This is a genomic window from Bryobacter aggregatus MPL3, assembly GCF_000702445.1.
GTDB classification, from domain to species: Bacteria; Acidobacteriota; Terriglobia; order Bryobacterales; family Bryobacteraceae; genus Bryobacter; species Bryobacter aggregatus.
Map to the genome: position 1 here is coordinate 1,211,618 of NZ_JNIF01000003.1, position 21,477 is coordinate 1,233,094.

The 21,477-nt window shown below is 55.8% G+C and carries 20 protein-coding genes; 13 read left to right on the plus strand and 7 right to left on the minus strand.

All coding sequences use genetic code 11. The features are described from left to right. The first annotated feature begins 6 nt into the window (after positions 1-6). From M017_RS0105960 to holA, 5 genes are read left to right on the plus strand one after another with little or no spacing between them, the layout of a single operon-like run. Positions 7-612 (plus strand): phosphatidylserine decarboxylase, encoded by a 606-nt coding sequence (locus tag M017_RS0105960; RefSeq protein WP_031496555.1) that lies wholly within the window; start codon positions 7-9, stop codon positions 610-612. Between the two features lie 5 nt (positions 613-617). Beyond that, the gene (gene pssA / locus M017_RS0105965; RefSeq protein ID WP_035957693.1) at positions 618-1,511 is read left to right on the plus strand and encodes a CDP-diacylglycerol--serine O-phosphatidyltransferase; all 894 of its coding nucleotides are present in this window, start codon (positions 618-620) and stop codon (positions 1,509-1,511) included. Then, entirely contained in the window at positions 1,504-2,472 is a 969-nt protein-coding gene (locus tag M017_RS27435; protein ID WP_051669555.1) for an Asd/ArgC dimerization domain-containing protein, read from the plus strand. Before pssA ends, M017_RS27435 begins: the two co-directional genes overlap by 8 nt. Next, a complete protein-coding gene (lptE, locus tag M017_RS0105975; protein WP_031496562.1) occupies positions 2,469-2,984 on the plus strand; it encodes an LPS assembly lipoprotein LptE in 516 nt (171 codons plus the stop codon). Before M017_RS27435 ends, lptE begins: the two co-directional genes overlap by 4 nt. A gap of 2 nt (positions 2,985-2,986) precedes the next feature. Further along, complete coding sequence (holA, locus tag M017_RS0105980; RefSeq protein ID WP_031496564.1) at positions 2,987-4,060, plus strand: DNA polymerase III subunit delta; 1,074 nt, start codon at positions 2,987-2,989, stop codon at positions 4,058-4,060. A gap of 24 nt (positions 4,061-4,084) precedes the next feature. Here holA and rpsT read toward each other — a convergent pair whose 3' ends face one another. Then, entirely contained in the window at positions 4,085-4,351 is a 267-nt protein-coding gene (gene rpsT, locus M017_RS0105985; RefSeq protein ID WP_031496565.1) for a 30S ribosomal protein S20, read from the minus strand. Positions 4,352-4,406: 55 nt separating this feature from the next. On the opposite strand from rpsT, the gene M017_RS0105990 reads away from it, so the two are divergent. Further along, positions 4,407-5,192 (plus strand): thiazole synthase, encoded by a 786-nt coding sequence (locus M017_RS0105990; RefSeq protein ID WP_031496566.1) that lies wholly within the window; start codon positions 4,407-4,409, stop codon positions 5,190-5,192. On the opposite strand, the gene M017_RS0105995 is transcribed toward M017_RS0105990, so the two are convergent. Then, positions 5,189-5,686 (minus strand): hypothetical protein, encoded by a 498-nt coding sequence (locus tag M017_RS0105995; protein ID WP_031496568.1) that lies wholly within the window; start codon positions 5,684-5,686, stop codon positions 5,189-5,191. The two genes, M017_RS0105990 and M017_RS0105995, sit on opposite strands and share 4 nt — an antisense overlap. A gap of 139 nt (positions 5,687-5,825) precedes the next feature. Between M017_RS0105995 and M017_RS29160 the strand changes: the two genes are divergently transcribed. Continuing rightward, entirely contained in the window at positions 5,826-6,236 is a 411-nt protein-coding gene (locus M017_RS29160) for a hypothetical protein (RefSeq protein ID WP_155121268.1), read from the plus strand. Between the two features lie 121 nt (positions 6,237-6,357). Beyond that, positions 6,358-8,544: a hypothetical protein gene (locus tag M017_RS0106005; RefSeq protein ID WP_080507534.1), complete on the plus strand. Its 2,187-nt coding sequence runs from the start codon at positions 6,358-6,360 to the stop codon at positions 8,542-8,544. Positions 8,545-8,798: 254 nt separating this feature from the next. Here the strand turns inward: M017_RS0106005 and M017_RS0106015 are convergent, their stop codons facing one another. Continuing rightward, entirely contained in the window at positions 8,799-11,297 is a 2,499-nt protein-coding gene (locus M017_RS0106015; RefSeq protein WP_031496573.1) for a phosphocholine-specific phospholipase C, read from the minus strand. A gap of 165 nt (positions 11,298-11,462) precedes the next feature. Here M017_RS0106015 and M017_RS29645 point away from each other — a divergent pair, with 165 nt between their 5' ends. Further along, positions 11,463-11,987: a transposase gene (locus M017_RS29645; protein WP_162179849.1), complete on the plus strand. Its 525-nt coding sequence runs from the start codon at positions 11,463-11,465 to the stop codon at positions 11,985-11,987. Between the two features lie 664 nt (positions 11,988-12,651). Further along, a protein-coding gene (locus M017_RS28560; RefSeq protein ID WP_202901601.1) for an IS5 family transposase occupies positions 12,652-13,427 on the plus strand; the annotation gives its coding sequence in 2 pieces (ribosomal slippage) (positions 12,652-12,991 and positions 12,991-13,427; 777 coding nt in all). Between the two features lie 434 nt (positions 13,428-13,861). Here the strand turns inward: M017_RS28560 and M017_RS0106035 are convergent. Continuing rightward, a complete protein-coding gene (locus M017_RS0106035) occupies positions 13,862-15,586 on the minus strand; it encodes an RHS repeat-associated core domain-containing protein (RefSeq protein WP_031496577.1) in 1,725 nt (574 codons plus the stop codon). A 366-nt stretch (positions 15,587-15,952) separates the two neighbouring features. Between M017_RS0106035 and M017_RS29890 the strand changes: the two genes are divergently transcribed. Continuing rightward, the gene (locus M017_RS29890) at positions 15,953-16,480 is read left to right on the plus strand and encodes an IS630 family transposase (RefSeq protein WP_080507452.1); all 528 of its coding nucleotides are present in this window, start codon (positions 15,953-15,955) and stop codon (positions 16,478-16,480) included. Continuing rightward, positions 16,462-16,965, plus strand: a complete 504-nt coding sequence (locus tag M017_RS30630) for a transposase (RefSeq protein ID WP_080507451.1) — start codon at positions 16,462-16,464, stop codon at positions 16,963-16,965. Before M017_RS29890 ends, M017_RS30630 begins: the two co-directional genes overlap by 19 nt. Positions 16,966-17,316: 351 nt before the next feature. Here M017_RS30630 and M017_RS0106050 read toward each other — a convergent pair whose 3' ends face one another. Beyond that, positions 17,317-17,544 carry an alkaline phosphatase family protein gene (locus M017_RS0106050; protein WP_155121269.1) on the minus strand — a complete coding sequence of 76 codons (228 nt, stop codon included), beginning with the start codon at positions 17,542-17,544 and terminating at the stop codon, positions 17,317-17,319. Positions 17,545-17,797: 253 nt separating this feature from the next. Between M017_RS0106050 and M017_RS0106055 the strand changes: the two genes are divergently transcribed. Continuing rightward, the gene (locus M017_RS0106055) at positions 17,798-18,832 is read left to right on the plus strand and encodes an IS481 family transposase (protein ID WP_031495428.1); all 1,035 of its coding nucleotides are present in this window, start codon (positions 17,798-17,800) and stop codon (positions 18,830-18,832) included. 258 nt (positions 18,833-19,090) lie between these two features. On the opposite strand, the gene M017_RS29175 is transcribed toward M017_RS0106055, so the two are convergent. Both M017_RS29175 and M017_RS0106065 read right to left on the minus strand, forming a co-directional pair. Continuing rightward, positions 19,091-19,873, minus strand: coding sequence for a hypothetical protein (locus tag M017_RS29175; RefSeq protein ID WP_155121270.1), 783 nt, complete (start codon positions 19,871-19,873; stop codon positions 19,091-19,093). Positions 19,874-20,511: 638 nt separating this feature from the next. Continuing rightward, positions 20,512-21,312: a hypothetical protein gene (locus tag M017_RS0106065; protein ID WP_031496581.1), complete on the minus strand. Its 801-nt coding sequence runs from the start codon at positions 21,310-21,312 to the stop codon at positions 20,512-20,514. Between the last annotated feature and the right edge of the window lie 165 nt (positions 21,313-21,477).

Genomic DNA, 21,477 nt, shown 5'->3' on the forward strand with positions numbered 1-21,477 from the left:
AGGTTCATGGTTATTACAGGCGTTTGGTACGCTTTGGTTCTCACAGCCGCAGGGGTACTGACGGGTTATTTCACAAAGACTGCCTGGCTTGGAGCTCCGTTTCTGCTCCTGGCCTTATTTTGCCTTTGGTTCTTCCGCGATCCTGATCGCGTGGTTCCCGGAGGGCCCGTCGCCGTTTCTCCAGCCGACGGCAAGGTGGTGTCGATTTCCAAGGATCCCGATGGCCGCACCCGCCTCTGCATCTTTTTGAATGTTTTCGACGTCCACGTGAATCGCTCGCCGATTGCCGGGACGATCACCAAGCGCATCTACAAGCCAGGCAAATTCCTGGTAGCCAGCAAGGATGAAGCGAGCACCGAGAACGAACAGAATACCTTTGTCGTCGAAGACAATGGTGTCTCGGTTGAGTTCAGCCAAATCGCCGGCTTGATTGCAAGACGGATTGTCTGGTACAAAGATGTCGGCGACAAAGTGGAAAAGGGCGAGCGCGTCGGACTCATCAAATTTGGCTCGCGCGTCGACCTGCTGTTCAATTCCGACTGGAAACTTACGGTTTCCTTAGGGGAACGCGTCTCCGCTGCGTCGAGCATCATCGCCAAAAGGGTCCAATAAAACATATGCCACTGCGCATTTCGGAACGTCTCATCGATCCTAAGAGCCCCGAGCGCAGGCCCAGGCGAGCGGCCTACGCACTCCCCACCTTCTTTACGGCCGCCAATGTGTTCTTTGGCTTTCTCGCCATCACCAAAACAGTGGAAGGCACCTTGCGCGCGCAACAAAGCGGCGTCGCCCACATTCCCGAGTTTGCCCTGGCGGCCCAGTTGATTGGAGTGGCCGTCGCCTGCGACGGTCTCGATGGACGCATGGCCCGCATGACGAATACCGTCAGCGATTTTGGCCGCGAACTCGATTCGCTGGCCGACGTCATCACCTTCGGCATTGCCCCGGCCGTGCTTGCCTTCTGCTGGGGCTTCTTCTTTATCGAGCCGACCCTCGAATCGCCGCTCCGCGAACAGATTCTCCAGGGCGGCTATTTCCTCTGTTTCGTCTATCTGTTGTGTGGCGCGGCGCGATTAGCGCGTTTCAACGTGGTCACCAATCCCATTCCCAAAAATCCTGGACGGCCCGATCGCAAGTACTTTGTGGGCCTGCCGATCCCGGCTGCCGCCGCCTTCGTTGCCAGCATCGTCTATGCCTCGGACAGCGTGCCGATCGAGAACTGGATGGTGGCGTTGTGCTGGCTGGCGCTGCTCGGCCTGGTCAGCTTTCTCATGGTCAGCACCTGGCGCTACCGCAGCTTCAAGGATCTGAATCTGTTACAGCCCCGCTCGCCGTTGAGCCTGATTGTCCTCGGGAGCCTGATCTTCCTGGTCTGGTATTACTCGCAGCCCGTTTTATTTGCTCTGTGCCTGACCTATACGGCGAGTGGAATCCTCGTGCGCATTGGTGGCCTGTTGCGCCGGCGCCCCACTGAGGTTCCGCCGGTTTCGGAGAACCCAAGCATTGGCTAAACCAACAATTGCCCTGGTCGGAGGACAGACTCTGATTGGGCGCGAGATCCGCGATCATGCGGCCGACTTCACCGTCATCCCGATGGATAGTACCGACGACGAGGGCAAGACTCTTGTCCGGGATGAAGACGATCTGGCGCTGATGTCGCCGATCGATGCCAAGGTCATTGGCGATTCGCAGGTGGTGATTCTTGCCGGGGATCTTGAATCCACCGCAAAGGTGCGCAAGATGCGCAATCACGAGTTGATCGATCTCACCGGCGCGCTCGAAATCGATCCTTCGGCACGGCTCCGTGCCCCCCTCGCCGAAAGCCCGGGCGTGGCCCCGGCCAAGATCGCCGTCATTGCCCACCCGGCTGCGTCCCTGCTGAGTCTTTTCCTGCGCAGCTTGCATGCCGCCGCGCCGGTTGCGCGCAGCGTCGCAACCATTTTTCATCCGGCCAGTGAGTTCGGCACGCCCGCGCTGGCCGAGCTCGAACAGCAGACCACCGCGCTGCTCACCTTCAAAGCGCTCCCGAAGAAGCTCTTCGATGTCCAGGCTGCGTTTGCGATGCTCGCCGCGCTCGGCGACGAATCGCCCTACAAGCTGCACCGCATTGAGCTGCGGATCGAACGCAACCTCACGACGCTGCTCGCCGGCGCCGTGCCACTGCCCTCGCTCAAACTGGTGCAGGCTCCAGTCTTCCATGGCCTCTCGGCCTCGGTCTGGGTAGAGTTTGAAGAAGCACCGGACCTCGCTCGTGTCGCAGAGTTGCTTGCCGCTGCCGGCATCGATGTCCGCGGCAAGGATCTTGAGCCGCCGAATAATGTCTCGCTCGCCAATCAGGACGGCATCGCCGTGGGCGCAATCGAAGCCGATCGCAATGCGCCGAAGGCCGCCTGGTTTTGGATGGCTGCCGATAACCACCGGCTCATCGCGCAGAATGCGATTCTGGTGGCAAAGGAGTTCGTGCAGGCATGAAGCGTCGCGGATTTTTATTAGCGGGAGCACTGAGCGGCATTTCTTGTGGCTATAAGGTCGCAGGCAAAGCCGATCTGGTGCCCAAAGATGTCGTCACGATCGGCATTCCCCCGTTCCGCAACGTGTCGACACGCTACCGGCTCACCGAGCGATTGCCAATCGCGATCACCCGCGAGTTCATTTCCCGGACCAAGTACCAGATTCTCCCGGACTCAAATGGTGCGGATGCCGTGCTGGAAGGCGCAATCAACAACGTCTTTGCCACACCGACCGTCTACGACCCCACTACGGGCCGCGCGGCGGGTGTGCAGGTGCAGGCCTCCCTCTCGGTGGTCTTTCGCCATGCCAAGACCGGCAAGGTCCTTTATACAAACCCGTCCATGGACTTCCGCCAACGCTACGAAATCTCCTCCGACCCGGCCGTCTACTTTGACGAATCCACAAGCGCCTTTGATCGCATGTGCCGCGATGTCGCCGCCGCCGTGGTCACCGCCATTCTCGAAAATTTCTAACCATGACCGCTGAGCAGTTTGTCACAGGATTAGCCAAGCAGAAGCCCCCGGCTGTCTGCCTCTTTGTCGGCCCGGACGCCTATATGCGCAATCTGGCGAAGGAGGCGCTCCTCACCGTGGTCCTCCCCACGCCGGCAGACCGGGAGAGCGGCTGGAGCCGTTGGGATTTGACCGACGTGAGCGTCGCCCAAGTCCTCGATGACGCCGCATCGATGTCGCTGTTTGCCAGCCGCCGCCTTGTCTGGGTGGCCGGCGCAGAAGCCGTCGTACCCAAGGGACGGGCAAAGCAGGACGACGAAAGCCACGGCGCCAAAGAGCTACAAGCTTATCTGAACAACCCGACGCCAGACACGACCATCGTCTTTGACTGCTCCCGCTACGATTTCGACGGCGACGACAAAACGAAGGTCGAGAATCTGCGCAAGTTCTTTGCTCCGGTCAAAGCGCAGGTGGAGTTTCCGCGGTTTACACCCGATTCAGCACGGCGGCTCGCACTCGAGCTGGCCGCGGAACGCAAGATCCGGCTGGGAGCCAGTGAAGTGGCGCTCCTCGTCGAAGCCACCGGCGCGGACGCCTCGCGCATTAGTCACGAGGTAGAAAAGCTGGCGCTTTACGCCAAGCCCGACGAAACAATCACGGCGGATACAATTACCGCACTCGTGCCGAATGCCCGCGCCGCCAATATCTTTGCGCTCGTAGGGTCTATTGGCCGCGGGGATCGGGCGAAGAGTCTCGATATTCTCGATACATTGATTCGCGAAGGGGAATATCTGCCAGTTTCGCTGGCCTTCCTCTCGACACAGTTCCGCCTGGCCTTGGCGGCGCATGAGTCGCGCGTCAAAGGCGCCGTCGCGATCCAAGGTCACTTTTCTAAACTCGGAACGCCCATGTGGAGAGCTCGGGCCGAGCAAGTAGAAGAGACCATGAGCGCATTCGGGCCAAGCAGGCTCAAAAAGGCAATACGCCTGGTCTACGCGGCAGACCAAGCGTTACGGGACACACGTCCTGATGACAAGACGGTGATGGAAGATTTTGTCTGGAAGGTGACTGCGAAAGAAGCTTTAAAGGAAGGCTAACGCGGACAACAAAAAGCCACCAGCCTAAGCTGCAATGGCCTTCAGACGACGGCTCAACCGGCTCTTGTAACGAGCAGCAGAATTCTTCTTGATCACGCCCCATTTGGCGCCACGATCCACGATCGAAAACACTGCGGTGAGCTGCTTGGTTGCTTCGCCGACATTCTTTTCGGCCAAAAACTTACGCATAACCTTGATCGCGCCCTTGATGCGGCTGCGACGTGCGCGGTTTGCTGCGGTGCGACGTTCGGTAATGCGGACGCGCTTGAGTGAGGTAACTGTATTCGCCATGTACTAAACCATCATCCAATTTAGCACAGCATCGGCGATCTCGCTATCATGGGATTTGAACGACAAAACTGACTCCCTGGTGATTGCCGGCCGTCAATTCCGGTCCCGGCTGCTGATTGGTACCGGCAAGTACCGCAGCTTTGAAGAAATGCGGCAGTGCCACGATGCCTCAGGCGCCGATGTGGTGACCGTCGCCGTCCGCCGCGTCAACCTGACGGACAAAAGCACAGAGAGCCTGCTCGACTACATTGATCGTGATCGCTACACGCTGCTGCCCAATACGGCCGCCTGCTATACCGCCGAGGAAGCGATCCGCACGGCCCGTCTGGGCCGCGAGGTAGGACTGTCGGAATGGGTGAAGCTCGAAGTGATTGGCGACCAGCAAACGCTGTACCCGGACGTCATCGGGCTGATCGAGGCAACGCGGGTTCTGGTCAAAGAGGGATTCATCGTGCTTCCTTATACGAATGACGATCTCATCGTCGCTCGGAAGCTGATCGATGCCGGGGCTGCCGCGGTGATGCCGATGGGTGCGCCAATCGGGTCGGGCTTGGGAATCCAGAACATCGCGAATCTGCGCATTCTGCGCGAGATGATCACCGAGGTGCCGCTCATTGTCGACGCCGGTGTGGGAACGGCGAGCGATGCCGCCATCGCGATGGAGCTGGGCTATGACGGGGTGCTCTTGAATACCGCTGTCGCTGAAGCTGGGGATGCGAAGAAGATGGCCGAGGCGATGAATTATGCAGTGAAGGCGGGTAGGCTCGCTTATCTGGCAGGTCGCATGCCGAAGCGGCTTTATGCGTCGGCGAGTAGTCCGCTGAGCGGCGTGGTGCGCTAGCCGGACTGCGCGTGCGCGGACCGCTGCGGCGTCAAGATCCCCGAGGCAATCGCCCCTTTCAGCGATTTCGTCGAGAATCTCCCAGAAGACCGTTCTAGGAAGGTCTGTCTGGTTCCCAAGGACCCTTCTGCTCCTTCGCCCTCGCGCCCCTCAATAGGCTCCAGCACAATATCGGGTGCATCGAAAAATCCGGGGATCGACTCCCAATGTCCTTGTTTGCCTTTAGGAGTAACTTGCAATGCGGCGTAGTATATTTTCGGCCTCAGCAAGACCCCGTCTTGAAAGATTTTTCTCTCGATCCCCGGGATGGAATTCGCTTCCCCACGAGCATACGCACAGTCAGGGAGCAAAAGATTCACCAGGCTGGCGGCGACATAGAAATAGGCAATCAAGTCTTCGGTGCACAAATCCTCACGCAACCAGAAGCTGCTATTCCAAACCGTCTGCAAGCAACTACGGTATGCATGCACATGATTCGTGATATTGATGCTCATACGTTAAAATCTGCCTTTGAATTCATTGGCGGCCCCAGTCTTTGCTAACGGATCGTGTATATCCCTCACCCCAGGCCATCACGAGAAAGGGATAGGGAGACCCAAAGAGACGATTGTAGGTCTGAGTGTAGTCTTCTCGATGATCAACCGAGTGCGCCATTTCGTTCTCATGGCCAGTCAGCACCAGTTCGGGATTAACCCCACGAATTATGCGCTGGATATCGCTCGTCCAGCAGTTGGGCAGCAAGACATTGGCCTTGTGCTGCGCACCGATGTGACTGATCCTGTCAAAGTCGCTCATGTTTTCGAGCCAAATGGCAAATGGGTCAAATGCGATAAACTCCGCGTAGAAGTTTGGAACTCAACTGATACAACGCAACTTTTCGCTGATAATGTGGATACACCAAATGGGGCGGACAACCTAAACTCTACGACCTCTGGGACTTCTGGTTATTTTTCGCTCTGGATGGTCCGTACCGATCCTGTTGGGGTAATGACCGGTACGGGGGTTCAGCTAGATGTCGCCCAAGTGAAGAAGGTAACTCCCTAGTCAGCGCATCACTCGACTATCCGTTAGAATCGTTGGGATAAGGTTACTAACCTTAGAACACTGACTTTCGATTTGAGTCAGGACTTGCCGGAACGTTTTATCTCAACTTCGGGTAAACATTATGAAGTCTTCTTCCACAGAGCGGCTCGGAGGCTCCGATCCGATCGGGCGCAGCGTCCTTCCCTTCGTTATTACAACTCTTGTTTTCGCGGGCGCCATCCTCAAGGCGCAGCCGATCCCCGCGAGCATGGTTAGTGTCCCGAGGCCGTACTCGGATCCTCTTCTATTCGATGCCGCTGGAAACAGCTACTACCTGAGGGGGCCGGCAACGCCGGGGGCGGCGCAAACTCAACCCGGTGGAGGTACGTGTACCGGCTCTACGAACAAGGGCATTCCAATCTCGTTACCTTGTCCGGACGTGGAGGTGAGTAAGGTTGATCCGAAGGGGAATCAGGTATGGGGCACGTTGCTCGGTGGGCCGAAGCTCGACAGGGCGTGGGCTCTCTTCGTCGACGCTGATGGCAATGTCTTTGTGACGGGTAAAACAGAGGGTCAATTTCCCACGACGCCGGGAGCGGCAATTGCGTCGAGCAATAGCGCTACGACCTTTGCCGCGAAGATTCGCGCGGATGGCGCCAAATTTCTATACGTAACTTACCTCCCAGACCTTATGGCAAATGCTTCCGCCATGAGCGTCGACACGGCAGGCAACGCATACGTCGCGGGCACGACATCCGACGGCCACGGCGCGGTGGTGAAGCTCAACGGGGACGGCTCAACGGTTCTTTACAGCGTCACGCTTGGCGGAAGCGGCGCAGACGCGCCAACCAGCATCGCCGCGGATGCCGGAGGCAATCTGGTGGTCGTCGGGCAGACAACGTCATCTGATTTTCCAGTGACCACAGGCGCTTTTCAAAAGCGTTTGGGCGGACCACAGGATTGCTTTGTTGTCAGGCTGGACGCCCGCGGCAATATCCTCGGCAGCACGTACTTTGGTGGCAGCGGGTTTGACCGCCCATCTTCCGTGGCCATCGGCAAAACCGGCAACGTTGTTCTCGCGGGCTCCACCGATTCACCTGATCTCCCCACAACGCCAGGAGTGATGCAGGCAAGCGCCGTCCTACCGGCCTGGAATAGCACTGGATTGTCCGGTTTCGTGGCGCAGTTTGCGCCAGACGGAATTTCTTTGCAGTGGGCCACTTACGTGATGAGTTCCGATTTTCAAGTTCCAGGAGGAAACTTAGGTGTTGGCGTAAGCGCCCTTGCGCTGAGTCCGTCTGGCGACATCGTAGTGGCCGGGCGCTCCGGACCGGGATTTCCGGTGACCTCGTCCGCTCCCGGTGTTTGCTTTCAAGGCGCCGCAAATCGGACAAACGACTTCCTGGCTCGTTTGAACTCGAGTGGAGTGTTGATGGATGCCAGCTATCTGGGGAATAGCGATACTGTCGACGGGTTAGCGGCGATGTCCGACGGGACCGTTCTGGTGGCGTGGCGTAACTTCACGTCCGGCGATGCAGCACATGACAGCTTCCTATCGACGATTCGATTTGGCGGCGGAGGATGGACTGCGCCTGGCTGCGTTTCCGACAGCGTATTGAATGCCGCTACGCAGATCGGTACGGGCGGCATCTCACCGGGGGAACTGATTACGCTCACTGGTTTGGGAATCGGCCCTGAAGCCGGCGTCGCGTACCAGCCCGACGCTAGGGGCAACATTCCCACGGAACTGGCAGGTGTTCAGGTGCTCTTCGACGGTGTAGCAGCGCCTGTACTCTACGCACAGTCGCGCCAAATCAATTCCATTGCACCGGCTGGGTTGACGGCCAACGCGACGACACAGGTTACGGTGATCTACAACAATCAGCGCTTCGGCCCAATCGTTGCAAAAACGACATTCGCAAGCCCGGGGATCTTCAGGTTGCAAATCGGCCGGTCGGCTCAGGCCGTGGCGATCAATCAAGACGGGACGCTCAATGGATTGACGAACCCCGCGCCGCTGGGCTCCATCGTAACGATCTGGGGAACTGGCTTTGGACAAACCAATCCCTCGTGCCAGAGCGGTAGCCTCAACGTTCCGCAGGCCGCGCCGCTGCTCCCCAGCCTCAGCGTACACATCCCAAATTCTGAGGTGCAGTATGCAGGCAGCGCACCCACGCTCATTTGCGGAGTGACGCAAATCAATTTTCAACTGCCCAAAGACAACGTTGCTCCGGGAATCTGGTCCTTCTCTCCGGATGTTCTTTTTCAAGACGGAGCTGGCTTGTCCGCGCTTAGTTCGCCGATCGACGTCACAGTCGCGGTGAAGTAATGCGTTGACAAGACGCGGCCTGGTTGCAATCGGCGCGCTTATTTCTTGTGCAGGCCTATGTCTTTGGCGAGTTGCATGAGTTCGTCGAGGCTGAGGCCGGTGAGCGGGTTCGGTTCTTCTTGTGCCGGGTTTGTTCAGTCAACATCACTCCATCCAACACACGATCGCTCAACTCCTTCTCAAACTCCATCTCCATCCGATCAATCGTTGCAGGAGACGAATCCGGCTCCAAATTGTTAACTGCAATTCCAAACTTAAGCATTCACCCGCCCCATCTGCGGATCGCTCATGCTCGGCTTCCCGTTCTCCACCCGGCCTGCGAAGTGGCGTCGATAACGAGCCGCGCCCGCAACCGTCACACTCAAGTCATACCAGCGTTGGCTCTTCTCAAGATGGAGCAGGAGCGTGCGCGCCGCACCTGCTGCCAGCCGCAATTGCTGCTCCTTTGCACCATAAGCTAAGTCCCGCACCACAATGCTTTGGGCAGACGTTCCACGATTGTTGAGCACAAGTTCGACGTTCCCACTGAGTTGCTTCCCCTTGCCGCGGGCGTAGCGGACTTCGATCTCCAACTGCGGATCCCGTAAGTCCCCAGTGAAACTCCGTAGGAATCCGTTCGGACCACAGATGCGCAAGTCATAGCCGCCATCAGCAAAGCCAGCCAGATCCCAAACATCGGCCACCGTTTCTCCTGCCGCCACCGCATAGGCGCGCGATCGCAGCGTTGCATCGCCACGATAGGACTTCGGCGTATAGACATGGAAGCCCGAACCGGAAGCCGCCACACCAAAGGCATCCTTCTTCGCTTCCATCCGAATCGCGAAACCCTTGCCATCGCTCGTCAAGGCGCCGCTCGCGTACAGCTCATACGGCAACGCCGTCGCGGGTCGCACTCCGGGCTCCTGGCGCGGCATCCACTCGGCGCTGAAGCGATCTTTCTCAAACTGCGCGAGATCCTCCGCACCTAAGCGACGGAAGCCCGCCGGCATCTTCTTAAACTGCGCTCGATGAATCTTGGCGAATACCTCTTCGCGCGGGGGAGAAGGCAAGGGCTGCTGCGCTTCACCATGCGAAGGCCGAAACACCGAACTCAAATCTCCGCAAACCGCGCGCCGCCACGGACTGATATTCTTCTCGCGAATCTCGCGCTTGGTGCGGTGGCTCAAAATCTTCTCAAGCAACTGCAGCACCGAAGTGTGATCGAAGACCTGCGAATTCACATAACCACCCCGGCTCCACGGCGAAGCCACCACAAACGGCACGCGGAAGCCCATTCCGATCGGCCCCGGCTGGGTCGTCGTTCCTGGCTGGGCGTATTCGACACTTCCTTCCGCACCAGGCGAGGTCTTACCCGTTTCGGGACGCTTCGGGTCTGGCGCAACAAAGGGCGCAACATGGTCGAAGTAGCCGTCATTCTCGTCGTAGGTGAGGATGAAGATCGTCTTCTTCCAGACCTCCGGATTCTCGGTGAGGATCTTCATCACCTCAGCCAGATACCACGCGCCATACCAAGGCGCTCCCGCATGGTCTGAGAAGTTTTCGGGCGATACAATCCAGGACACTGCGGGCAGTTGGCCCTGCTTCACATCCTGGCGAAACTGATGCAGCACGTCCCCCTTGGGGATCTTCATCTCCCGCTGCTCGTTACCATCCTGATAGCGATAGGTAGCAACTTCGCGATAGTGCGGGTCTGCTGCATTTGTACTGAAGGCCTTGGCATGAAGCGCTCGCGAACGAGCGGAGAGTTGCTTCGCAGCCTCGGGACTGAACTTCTCATGCTGGGCGAGAAACCACTTCTTTTGCCGTAGCAACTTTCGCACTCGGGCCGCCTCGGATGAATTCGGAGCGAGAGTGGCCAGCTCTTTCTCCATTGCTGCGATCTCACCAGGAAGAGCCGGTGCAATCTGATCCAGATAGGCGCGATGAGTGGCGTGGTAGCCAACGTTGTACTGCTCAAACCACTCGATCGGGTTGTCTGTAAAGTTCGCAACCCAATCGGCATCTTCGCTGCTCAGCCCACTCGCAATGCTGAGCTCATTCTGGTAAATCTTCCAAGAGATCCCGGCGTCTTCCAAGCGTTCCGGGAAGGTCGTCCACTTCGCCTCGACGCCGTAGTCCACATCGGAGTTGAAAACATTCGCCTTGCAGCGATCATTCTGTTCTTCGCGCACGGTCCCGGTCCAGAGATAGAGCCGGTTTGGCGTGGTGCCGGTGAGTGAAGAGCAGAAGTATTGGTCGCAGATCGTGAAGGCATCGGCGAGGGCGTAGTAGAAGGGAAGGTCTTCACGTTGGTAGTAGCCAAGCGTGAGCGGCATCCCAGCACACTCTTTGCGGCCCGATTTCTTATGTTCGAGCCAGCCGTCCTGGTTCCCATGATTGCGAGCGCCGCTCTGGTCGGGCCAGCCGTGCGGCAAGGACCCAAGCCAGGTGATCTTGGTCTCGCGAATGTCCAGACGAAACGGCGCATACGTCTCGCCAGCCGCATTGCTCTGCAGCCACACCGGTTTCTGATCGGGCAACGTCACGCCGCGCGGATCATTGAAACCACGCACGCCCCGCAGATGGCCATAGGAGTGATCGAAGGAGCGATTCTCCTGCATCAGAATGACGACGTGCTCGGCGTCCAGATAGCTGCTGCCCTGGTCCGCCTCAATGGCGGAAGCGGCTTGGAGGGTCGCCATCAAGCTGTCAGTCAACACGGCGCCACCGGCAAAGAGTGCGGCGCGCTGGAGGAAGTCTCGTCTTGTGCTCATGTCAGGATCGTACTGTTCGATTATGCAGCGGACAGGTCACGAGAAGATGAACGCCTCCAAATTTTCTCCAGGCGTTCGTTGACGTTCTCGATCTTCCAAATCAGCGAGGGGCCTGATGGCTCAGCCGGCAACTTCTTCATCAGAAGAGGTACTTCCAGGAGCTGCTTGACGCTAACGCTGAGCCAATGGAATCAACCAAGCCACTGTTCCAGGCCAGCCGCCAAGGGATCGAGCAACTCAGCCTCACCGCGCGCGCGGCTGCTCTCTCTCAAGCGCGAGCCCTTGCTGGAAGACCGCGTCGACAGGCTTTCCACGATCCCCGGCGCCGGTCTCGTCACCTCGCTGACCTGGGCTCTTGAGGCAGGTGACATCAGCCGCTCCCCGAATATCAAGCATCTGATTAGTTACTGCGGACTTTGCAGTGGGCAAGACAGCTCTGCCGGAGTGCAGAAGCGCAGCCCCATCTCCAAGCAGCGCAACAAGCATCTGCAAACGGTGCTGGTGGAAGCCGCAAACCTGGCGCCACGATGGAACCCGGACCTCGCCCGGATCTACGACCAGGAAAAACAAAGAGGCAATCACAACCGCGCCACCCTGGCTGTGGCGCGGAAGTTAGTCTCGTACTTACTCGCGGTGGACCGTTGGGGTTCCGCCGTTGAGATCCGCTCCGAGGAGGCCCGGGCTGCCTAAGTTCCTCTTCTTGTGATCACATCGCGATTGCACGCAACGCGCGACCTGCCAGGCCCTACCGGAAATGGGACTGGGCGGACGGGAGTGATCCCGCGAGGCTCTCTCAGGCTGTTTCGAGGCTGGCAGGTAAACCCAAACTCAATCTTCTGTGACGGTCTGTACCACGCCGGTATCGACCCAAGACAGCAAATGGAGTCTGGTTCTGCGCACCGCAGGAACCCAGCCGTGAGGCTCAATCGCCGATGCGCGCCACTCTGCACCGATCTCACCAAGGCGACTCTTCGAGCACGCCAAAGGGCAACTCCGTCTGCCCTCTTGACTTTTCTTATCATGGATGTCCCCGTTCCAAACCTCACTCGCTCTAAACCGGCTGGGAGTTGTTATATGATCCGGCGTGCGGATACAGGGGAAGGTCAATTCCTTCAGATAGTCACAAAGACAAGTAAAAGGGAAAGATGGGTTGCTCAGACGGATACGATCCACTGTCCAACAGTAGAGTTGTCATTCATCGTGCGCGGGCACATGGCTATTGGCGAGAGAGCCCGGCGCACCCGAGTTGGACCATGCGGCCACTTCGATCGTCCAGACTAGAAGCGGTCTCATAAACCACAAGCGGGCGGAATATGAGAATCTGGAAGAGCTCTGGTGAATTGCGCGGAAGTGTATGCGCGGACGATGGGATTTAAAAGACGACCAATGGGAAGTTGTGGAGCCGGTGCTGCGCCCGCAGCGTCGGGCGGATAACCGTGGCAGGCCGTGGCACGATACTCGATGCGTGTTGAACGGGGTGATGTGGGTTTTAGGGAGTGGGGCGCAGTGGCGTGAACTGCCGGAAAGATATCCGCCGTACCAGACCTGTCACCGACGTTTTCAACAGTGGGTGCGAAGCGGAAAGCTGGAAGAGACGCTGAGAGTGTTGGCCCACTACTTACATGAGCGAGGTCAGTTGAATCTGGAAGAAGCGTTCGTCGATGCCACATTCGCGAGCGCAAAAAAGGGGGCCTCGCCGTTGGTCCCACCCGCCGCGGCAAGGGCACGAAGATCATCGCTATCGCCGCTGGTAACAGTCTTCCTCTCGCCGTTGCTGTCGACAGCGCTTCGCCAGCCGAGTGCCAGCTTGTGGAAGACGTTTTGGCCGGAAGCTTCCTCAACGACCTGCCCAAGCGGCTCATCGGAGACAAAGCCTACGACTCGGACAAGCTCGACGAAAAACTTGCCGAAGAGTACGGCATCGAAATGATCGCGCCGAATCGGCGCAACCGGGGCAAGACTCAGGATGGTCGTCCGCTGCGCCGTTACCGTAGGCGCTGGCGCGTCGAACGACTATTTGCGTGGCTTCATCACTTTCGACGCTTGGTCAATCGTTGGGAATATCACGTCGAAAACTTCCTCGGCTTCGTTCGCCTCGGTTGCTTACAACTCTTACTCAGACGTTTATGAGACCGCTTCTAGTGGCCAAAAGAAAAGAAAGATATTCCAGAGTAGGAAGGCTATAATTGGGGGCTGCCTCGCGAATTCATTGCCATTCTGAGTCCAGATTTCTCCAATAGTTCCAGGAACCAGTAACATTCCACCAACCGTAACATGCATAAGCCTCCGAAAGTATTCCTTCAAGAAAGTTGACGACACTTCAAAAAAACTCCCGAACCTAGGCACTGCACCCTCGGCGCCCGCTCGACAATCAATCAGTCTTGCCCGTACATTAACCTTCACAAACCAGGATAGTAAAAGGGCGCGAATGAGGATCGGCAGCAATACGCCTCCCCTTGGCATCGGATACCCGAAGTTTACCCCCGTAAGCGCAGTCCAGATCTCAACGGAAGATATAGGATAAGCAATAAGCAGACAGCTAAGCACACTTACACAGTATTTCATCATAACTTTATCGCAGGAACGGATATCGGCGCCCACTGGTGACATCCACCTATAGATGCGGTCTCGCGTTTGAACGATTCATCCAATGCCCGCTGATACTGCCTTTCAATCAAAGGTAGCGCTGTATTCTCCCACGCCGTAAGCTGGAAATAGGCTGACCCTGTGACCGCAGTAATCGCAAAGCCCATGGCCCATGGGTTAAACGTGAACCTCGCAAGCGTAAGTCCAATCGTAAATGTTGATCCCGCAACAAAAGTGGCGGTCTCTGCCAATACCTTTTGCACCACTGCATGGCGTGAATTATCCAGCGTCGTTTGTCTATCGACTGCCAACTTGATTCTTAGGTCGGTGAAAAGCTCTTTCACCCTCATCTCACATTCCCGCATTTCCTTTTGCGCCTCAGGCGACCCCAAAAGAATTTGAATAGGATCGGCAGCTATTTGAACATCGATAAAAATTTCAAAAGCCTTACATTCGACCTTTCCTGCGATTACAATCAACATGCCATTGTCATTGCGGTAAGTTTCTGGTCGAGTCACGCAGTATGTGTACTGGACGGGCTTAGTAGTCATCAGCCCTTCGGGATCAAAATAGTTCACAGGATCATTACCTGCGTAGGCATACCGTGACGGTGCGCGCTCGGATTGATAGGCTAGCAGCGGATCCTGAGTCAAAAACCGCCCCAACCCGCTCGCATACCAGCGCTGATCCGCATAGTCCAGTCCCGTCCCAGCATCCCTGGTATAAGTAGCAAACTGCTCCTTATCGTCCCCGGCCGCTCCGGTCTTCGACTCGCCATAAGGATAGAAGGCCGACCCATTGCCCTTCGATTGCAGTCGGTCGCTAGTGAACGCACTCACCGTCGTCACCCCATTCTGGTAGATTCGTTTCCCCACCAGCCGCGCTCCAAAGTACACATTCTCCTCATGAGCCGTAATCAATATACCGACGTTCGAAGGAGATACGCAGTACACACCCATCTTCTGGCCGCCAGGCGAATAGAAGATCACTTGCTCGCCAGGCGACGTGCCCCAGCCGTAAATATTTCCATCAGGATCTGTCCCTTGACACTCTCTCAGTCCTCTATTGCGCCAGATTCTCCGGTTATCCGGCGCATACTTATAGTCCTCGCTTCCGCTCGGATAAGTCGCCGTTGCCAGCCGGTTCGAATAATCGTAATTCATGGTCATCGACCCGCCACCATTGGGCATCTGAGTCATGTTTCCATTCGCATCGTAGGAGTAGCCGCTGGACGAAATTCGATTTGTGTTTCCGTTCACAAGTACCGTATTCACCGGTCCCGTTCCCTGCGTCACGCTCTGCGCCAGGCGGTTGCCGAACCCGTCATAAGAAAACGAGAGACCCCACGAAGTATTGTTGGTGGTGGCCGCGCTGATGAGCCGTTCGAGCTCGTCATATTGATAGGTCACATCTTCGCCGGTCAGCCAGTTCTTCTGCGACACGATCTTTCCATCGTTCGCCGTCGCACTGAACCGGTACTCGACGTCAATAGAGCTGCCCTTCGTCATGCGCGTCATTTGTCCAAGCACATTATACTGCCGCGTTTCACTCACGCCAAGCTGTGTCAGCGCAGTGATCGCTCCAAACGCGTTGTAGCTCACCCCAGACACCACCGACTGCCAGGCAGGATTGTTATCCCAAATATTTCCCAGCTTGGTATCGACCGCATTCAGCCTGCCAAGCGTATCAAATCCATGCTGCACTTGACGCCGTCCGTAGAATTGACCTTCATAATGCCCTGGATAGGCAATCGATGTAATCTTACCCTCGTTGTTATAAGTCCAGTTGGCGGTAAGATTGGACGTATAGGGTGCGGGACAGCCTGACTCGTCACAAACATTTTCTCAGGACATTTCCATTCTTACCACATCACGCAAGACTTCCCCGAGCAGCCTTGATGACTTCTATCTTCCGCTTCCCCTCTCCTGAAAAGCTTGCTCCCCAAGAGAAGCTCGCTCGCCGAAGGCGTCTCTTTCCGCTTCATTTTCATTGAGTTCCAGATGTTTCCCCTATTGATAATCACATAATATAGCGGAACACATTGACTTCTGTCGGGTTCTAATCTGTATATGGGAAACCCGCGTGGAGTGGCTCGCGATTTCGATGCCTTGGAAGTGCGGAGGATGAGAGCACTGGCATTGATGCGAGAGAGTTTCAACAACAGTCAGATCGGCCATGAGTTAATGGTCGCCAACCAGACGGTGAGCCGCTGGCGCAAGGAATATAGCGAAGGTGGCAGGAAGGCTCTCGAGCAGGCTGGACGCGCTGGCCGGAAGCCTTTGCTGGCGGACAAACAGGCAAAGCTTCTGACGAACAAGTTGCTGGCGGGGCCGGAAAAACTCGGCTATGAAACGCCGTTGTGGACCTGCCAGCGGGTAGCCGATTTGATCGAGCAGGAATTTCAGATTCGCTACCATCCGGGCCACGTCTGGCGCATTCTGCGCGCCTTGGGCTGGAGTCCTCAACGGCCAGTGGGACGTGCGCTCGAACGCGATGAGAAGGCCATTCGCGAGTGGAAACAGGTGACTTGGCCCAACGCTAAAAAAAAGCCCAGGAAGAAGGCCGCACCATTGTCTTCATTGACGAAAGCGGACTAACGCAGAAGCCTCATCGATGCCGCACCTGGGCTCCGCGCGGCCAGACACCTATTCTGTTCCATCACTTCAACTGGAAGAACCTCTCGCTCATCGCAGGACTGAGCCGCTGGAATCTTCACTTTGAAATGTTCAGCGAAACGATCAAGAGTCCGCACATTGTGATCTTCCTCGGAAAACTACTTCGGGTCATCCCAGGCAAGATCCTGATCGTATGGGACGGACTGGCTGCTCATCGCAGCAAGTTCGTTCAGGATTTCATCGCAAGTTGTGATGGCCGCATCCAGACTCTTCGGCTTCCAGCTTACGCTCCCGAACTGAATCCCGTCGAATATATCTGGGCTCATCTCAAGCAGCACGAACTCCCGAATATCTGCGCCAAAGATCTCTGGCAACTCGGTGAAATGGCCAGAACTAAACTCAAGCGCATGCGCCGAAGAAAGCATCTACTCGTTGCTTGCTGGAAGCAGTCTTCTCTATGCTTCTGAATCCGCTATATTCCGCGAGACTCAATAATGGTCAAACGTGCCGGAGTGGCGCCAGAAGTCCATATCAAGAAGCATTGATGAGTCCTTCCAACGAGGTGGGCGGCAGCACTGGAATAGACAAACTCCTCAGCTTTCACAACGATTCCGGCACGTACGGGATTCAGTTCGACATAGCGCATCGCAGTCAGAGATGGCTCTCATCGAGTGGACACAAGTAGAAGCGGTTCTGCCAGAGGTAACCACTTCATTATCGTCCGGCCCAATAATTCGGGATTGTCTCGGCATTTGAAGAATCGTGGCGAGGATCTGTAATTCGTCCCGCGAACTCCACAAAAACTCTATAGGGTCGGGTCAGGCTGTCCCCACTCCGCCACGCACGCCCCGCAGATGGCCATAGGAGTGATCGAAGGAGCGATTCTCCTGCATCAGGATGACGACGTGCTCGGCGTCGAGATAGGTGCTGCCCTGGTCCGCCTCGATGGTCGAAGCGGTTTGGAGGGTCGCCATCAAGCTGTCAGTCAGCGCGCTTCCGCCGGCAAACAGCGCGGCGCGTTGGAGGAAGTCTCGTCTTGTGCTCATGTCAGGATCGTACTGTCCGATTATGTAGCGCACAGGTCACGAGAAGATGAACGTCTCCAAATTCTCTCCAAGCGTCATTTGAAATTAGCGGAAGATCAGCGGACACAATGATGGGAAACGGCGCTTAGGGGAAGAGGCGAAGGGAGGGCGTAGCCCGACTGGAGCCGAAGCCCCTAAGCGCCCCGAGCGGGTCCTTACGGTGATAGATTTGGAATCTTCCAAAACACCAAAATCACCCCGAAAGGACACACTCATGAGCGACAACCAGAAGCTTATCAAAGCGCGCATTGGACTGCTCCAACTCGCCCAGGAACTGGGCAACATCAAGGCCGCTTGCCAGCGAGCCGGCATCAGCCGCAGCCACTTCTACGAGATCAAGGAAGCCTACGAGAAGCACGGAGCCGACGGGCTTGAGCCGAGGCAACGCCGGACGCCTCGGATGCCGAATCAGACTCCGCCCGAGCTTGAAAAGCAGATCCTCGAGATGACGGCGCAGTATCCGACCTACAGTTACATCCGCATTGCCGACCAGCTTCGTTTGGTCGGCATCGGTGTCTCTGCCCCCGCCGTCCGAGGGGTCTGGGTACGGCACGGCATCACTCTCCGGCTCCAGCGCCTGCTCTGGCTGGACAAGAAGACCGCCACCGAAGGCGGCGTGCTGACGGAGCAAGCCAAGCGGCTCCTGCAGAAGCATCAGGGCCGAAACGTTGACCCGGAACAACATATCGCTGCACCGCATTCTGGCTATCTGCTTTGCCAGGACACTTACTTTGTAGGCACGATCAAAGGCGTCGGCAAGGTCTACATGCAGACGGTCATTGACGCACACTGCTCGCAAGCCTTCGCCAAGGTCTATCTCAGCAAGATGCCGATCACTGCGGCAGACACACTGAATGATCGAGTCATCCCCTTCTATGACGATGAGAAGGTGGGGATCGAGCGGTTGCTCACCGACAATGGCCGCGAGTACTGTGGACTCGAAGCTCGTCATCCCTTCGAGATCTATCTGGCGATTAACCAGATCCGCCACAAGAGAACGCAGATCGCTTCCCCTCAATCCAACGGCTTCTGTGAGCGCTTCCATCGCACGATCAAGGAGGAGTTTTACAGCATCAAGTTCCGGCAAAAGATCTATCAGTCTGTGGCTGAATTACAAGATGATCTGGACGCCTATCTGAGCTTCTACAATCGCCAGCGACCCCATCATGGATATCGGACTCAAGGCCGAACGCCATACCAGGCTTTCCTCGATGGGAAAATCGCCCAGGCGCAACCTATGGCAGCATGAAGTAACCGAATCTCAACCGAGGCCCGTAAGCCCTCGTGTCCGGAGATCTTCAGCTAAATACACGTCATTTGACGTTTTCGATCTTCCAAATCAACGAGGAGCCTGATGCCTCAGCCAACAACTTCTTGCGGAAGCATCATCGCAAGCGGATCGACGGTGGCGCTGGTTCCATGGTGACGAGTCAGGCTGTACCCATAGCTATATGCACGTTTGAAGAACCTGCCTGCACCTCTCATTAATAACTAAGCCACGCGCATCTCATTTATTATTTTTCCATATGCTTGACGGAATGACAATTCGCGTTCCGGAGTGAATTATGGATATCAACTGCCTGTAGCTGTTTGGATCGCGGTCTAATCGAACTTCATACTGCTCATACCATCCTTCACTCTCTTCATTCCAACCGAAGAACACAATATTATTATTTACTGAATTTTTCTCAAATTGCACAATTACGGAAGGATCCGTCTTTAGGCCACAGGGTACCGAAACTTCTCTGATACTAGGATCAAGTCTCACATACTCTCGGAGCTGCTGCTGTAACTCTTCATCGCCTGCTAATTTCCCGGCACAACTAGGATCTTCTTTTCTGGAAAGATCTACCTTCAGAATATTCCGATACCTGCTACTGGCAGCGAGTCCAGACTTCATGTCCACTTGATTATTGAGTGGCTGCCGACCATCTCCTGACCGTGTGATGATCGAAGGAATATCCTTCCAAGAACGTTTTCGATCAAGTATTCGAAGCCCCTCATACTGATATACGCTACAAACAGATGGCCCGCGAAGACACACTGTTAGTTCGTGATTCTGCCCATCATAGGTAATCTCTAAGGCATCACCACCTTGGGACGGCAGAAAGCCTGCGAGTTCTGGGATAATTTTCCAGCGTAACTCCCAACGAGTGCGCTCCACAGCCAAACGCTCCAATCGCCGCCAGGATGCCGCAGCTGGATCCATTAAAGTCGGAGAGTTTGACTGAACAGCCAACAGCTGACCACTAGAAAATACAATATATGCACATATAAGATACTTATTCATGTAAATTATTTTCTATCCCTTCCCTTAGGATTAGAACTGGGCCTCGGGGCTTTGATTGGACCAGGACTACCACGCTCACTTGAGCTTAGCGCCCAAACAGTATGTCCATTAGTCACAAAGATTTTCTCAGGACATTTCCATTCTTACCACATCACGCAAGACTTCCCCGAGCAGCCTTGATGACTTCTATCCTCTGATTCATTTTCATTGAGTTCCAGATGTCTCCCCCAATAGCCCAAAGTGCCGGAGTGGTGACAGAAGTCCATATCAAGAAGCATTGATGAGTCCTTTCCAACGATGTGGGCGGCAGCACTGAATAGACGAACTCCTCAGCTTTCACAACGATTCCGGCAAGTACGGGATTTAGTTCGACATAGCGCATCGCAGTCCAGAGATGGCTCTCATCGAATGGACACAAGTAAAGCGGTTCTGCCAGAGGTAGCCACTTCGTTGTCGTCCGGCCCAACGATTCGGGCTTGTCTCGGCATTTGAAGAATCATGGCGATGATCTGTCATTCGTCTCGCAAACTTCACAAAAACTTCATACGGGCGGGTCAGGCTGTCCCCCCGTTAAGTAGAAGTAGGGACGCTCCAGGCTCTTCCCATCCCCATTCCAAGGCGATCTCCATTCGCTATTCTCAGGCAGCAATAATAGATTTCGCTCTCCTCCCGATCTCCTCGAACGTCGAAGTTCCTAGAATCCCGAGGACAGTGAACTCGCTCGCCCTCAACTCCATCGTGAAGAGTCTGTGGCAGATCGCAATACCTCTGATGCCATGATCCAGTTCCGCCGGCACAGCGAACCCATGCCTGCGGTATCCTCGTCCCCCCAGCAACATCGGGATCGCTAACACCCAGCCAAACTGATTGAATCGTGAACCAGACATGATAACAAACGTCGTACACCCAAATATACGACCCTGGCCGCTGTAATTGATGACAGTTCCTGGGGACAAAGAAGGAGCAGTTGGCACCGCATTTCCGCTCGTGCTAAAGATTTGCATGTCTGCAGCTGACACTTCCGCGAGTAACGCGGAGAGCTCACGATTCAACACTTCGCCTGGCTTCACCTTGTCCATATCAAGCGACGAAGTCTGCAACAGTCGGAAATCAGGAAAGTAAGGGAAACCACCATTAGCTTGACCTCGCCACTCGAAGTCATAACCATAATGTTCATTCAGAAGATAAAGATCACTACTAATATACATCAGCGCATCTTTCAGGATATCGATTACATCTTCGCCATTTAAACGCACATTAATTTTAGTTCCACTCTCATTCCCGCGCACAGTAACAAATGCAAATAGCAGTTTTGTCTTTCTGTCCTTCTGGGGCTGCGTAATTGAATATGTACGCTTTACAGTGCGACCATCACCCGAACTTGCTACTACAGTTCTCCGCACTAATATTTTGTTCCTTCCAATCTTGCTCACAAACATTTAAAGATGCTTCTCCGCCTCGGCGGGCCCACCCCAGCGTACATACCATACATACGCACCCAGGTACTTGCTAAGATCGCCAGGCATGCCAGACTTCCATCTTCTGACGTACTCTTTGGCCCAACGCTCACATTCTCTCTGTATCGCCACGATTTTTTCGGCTGA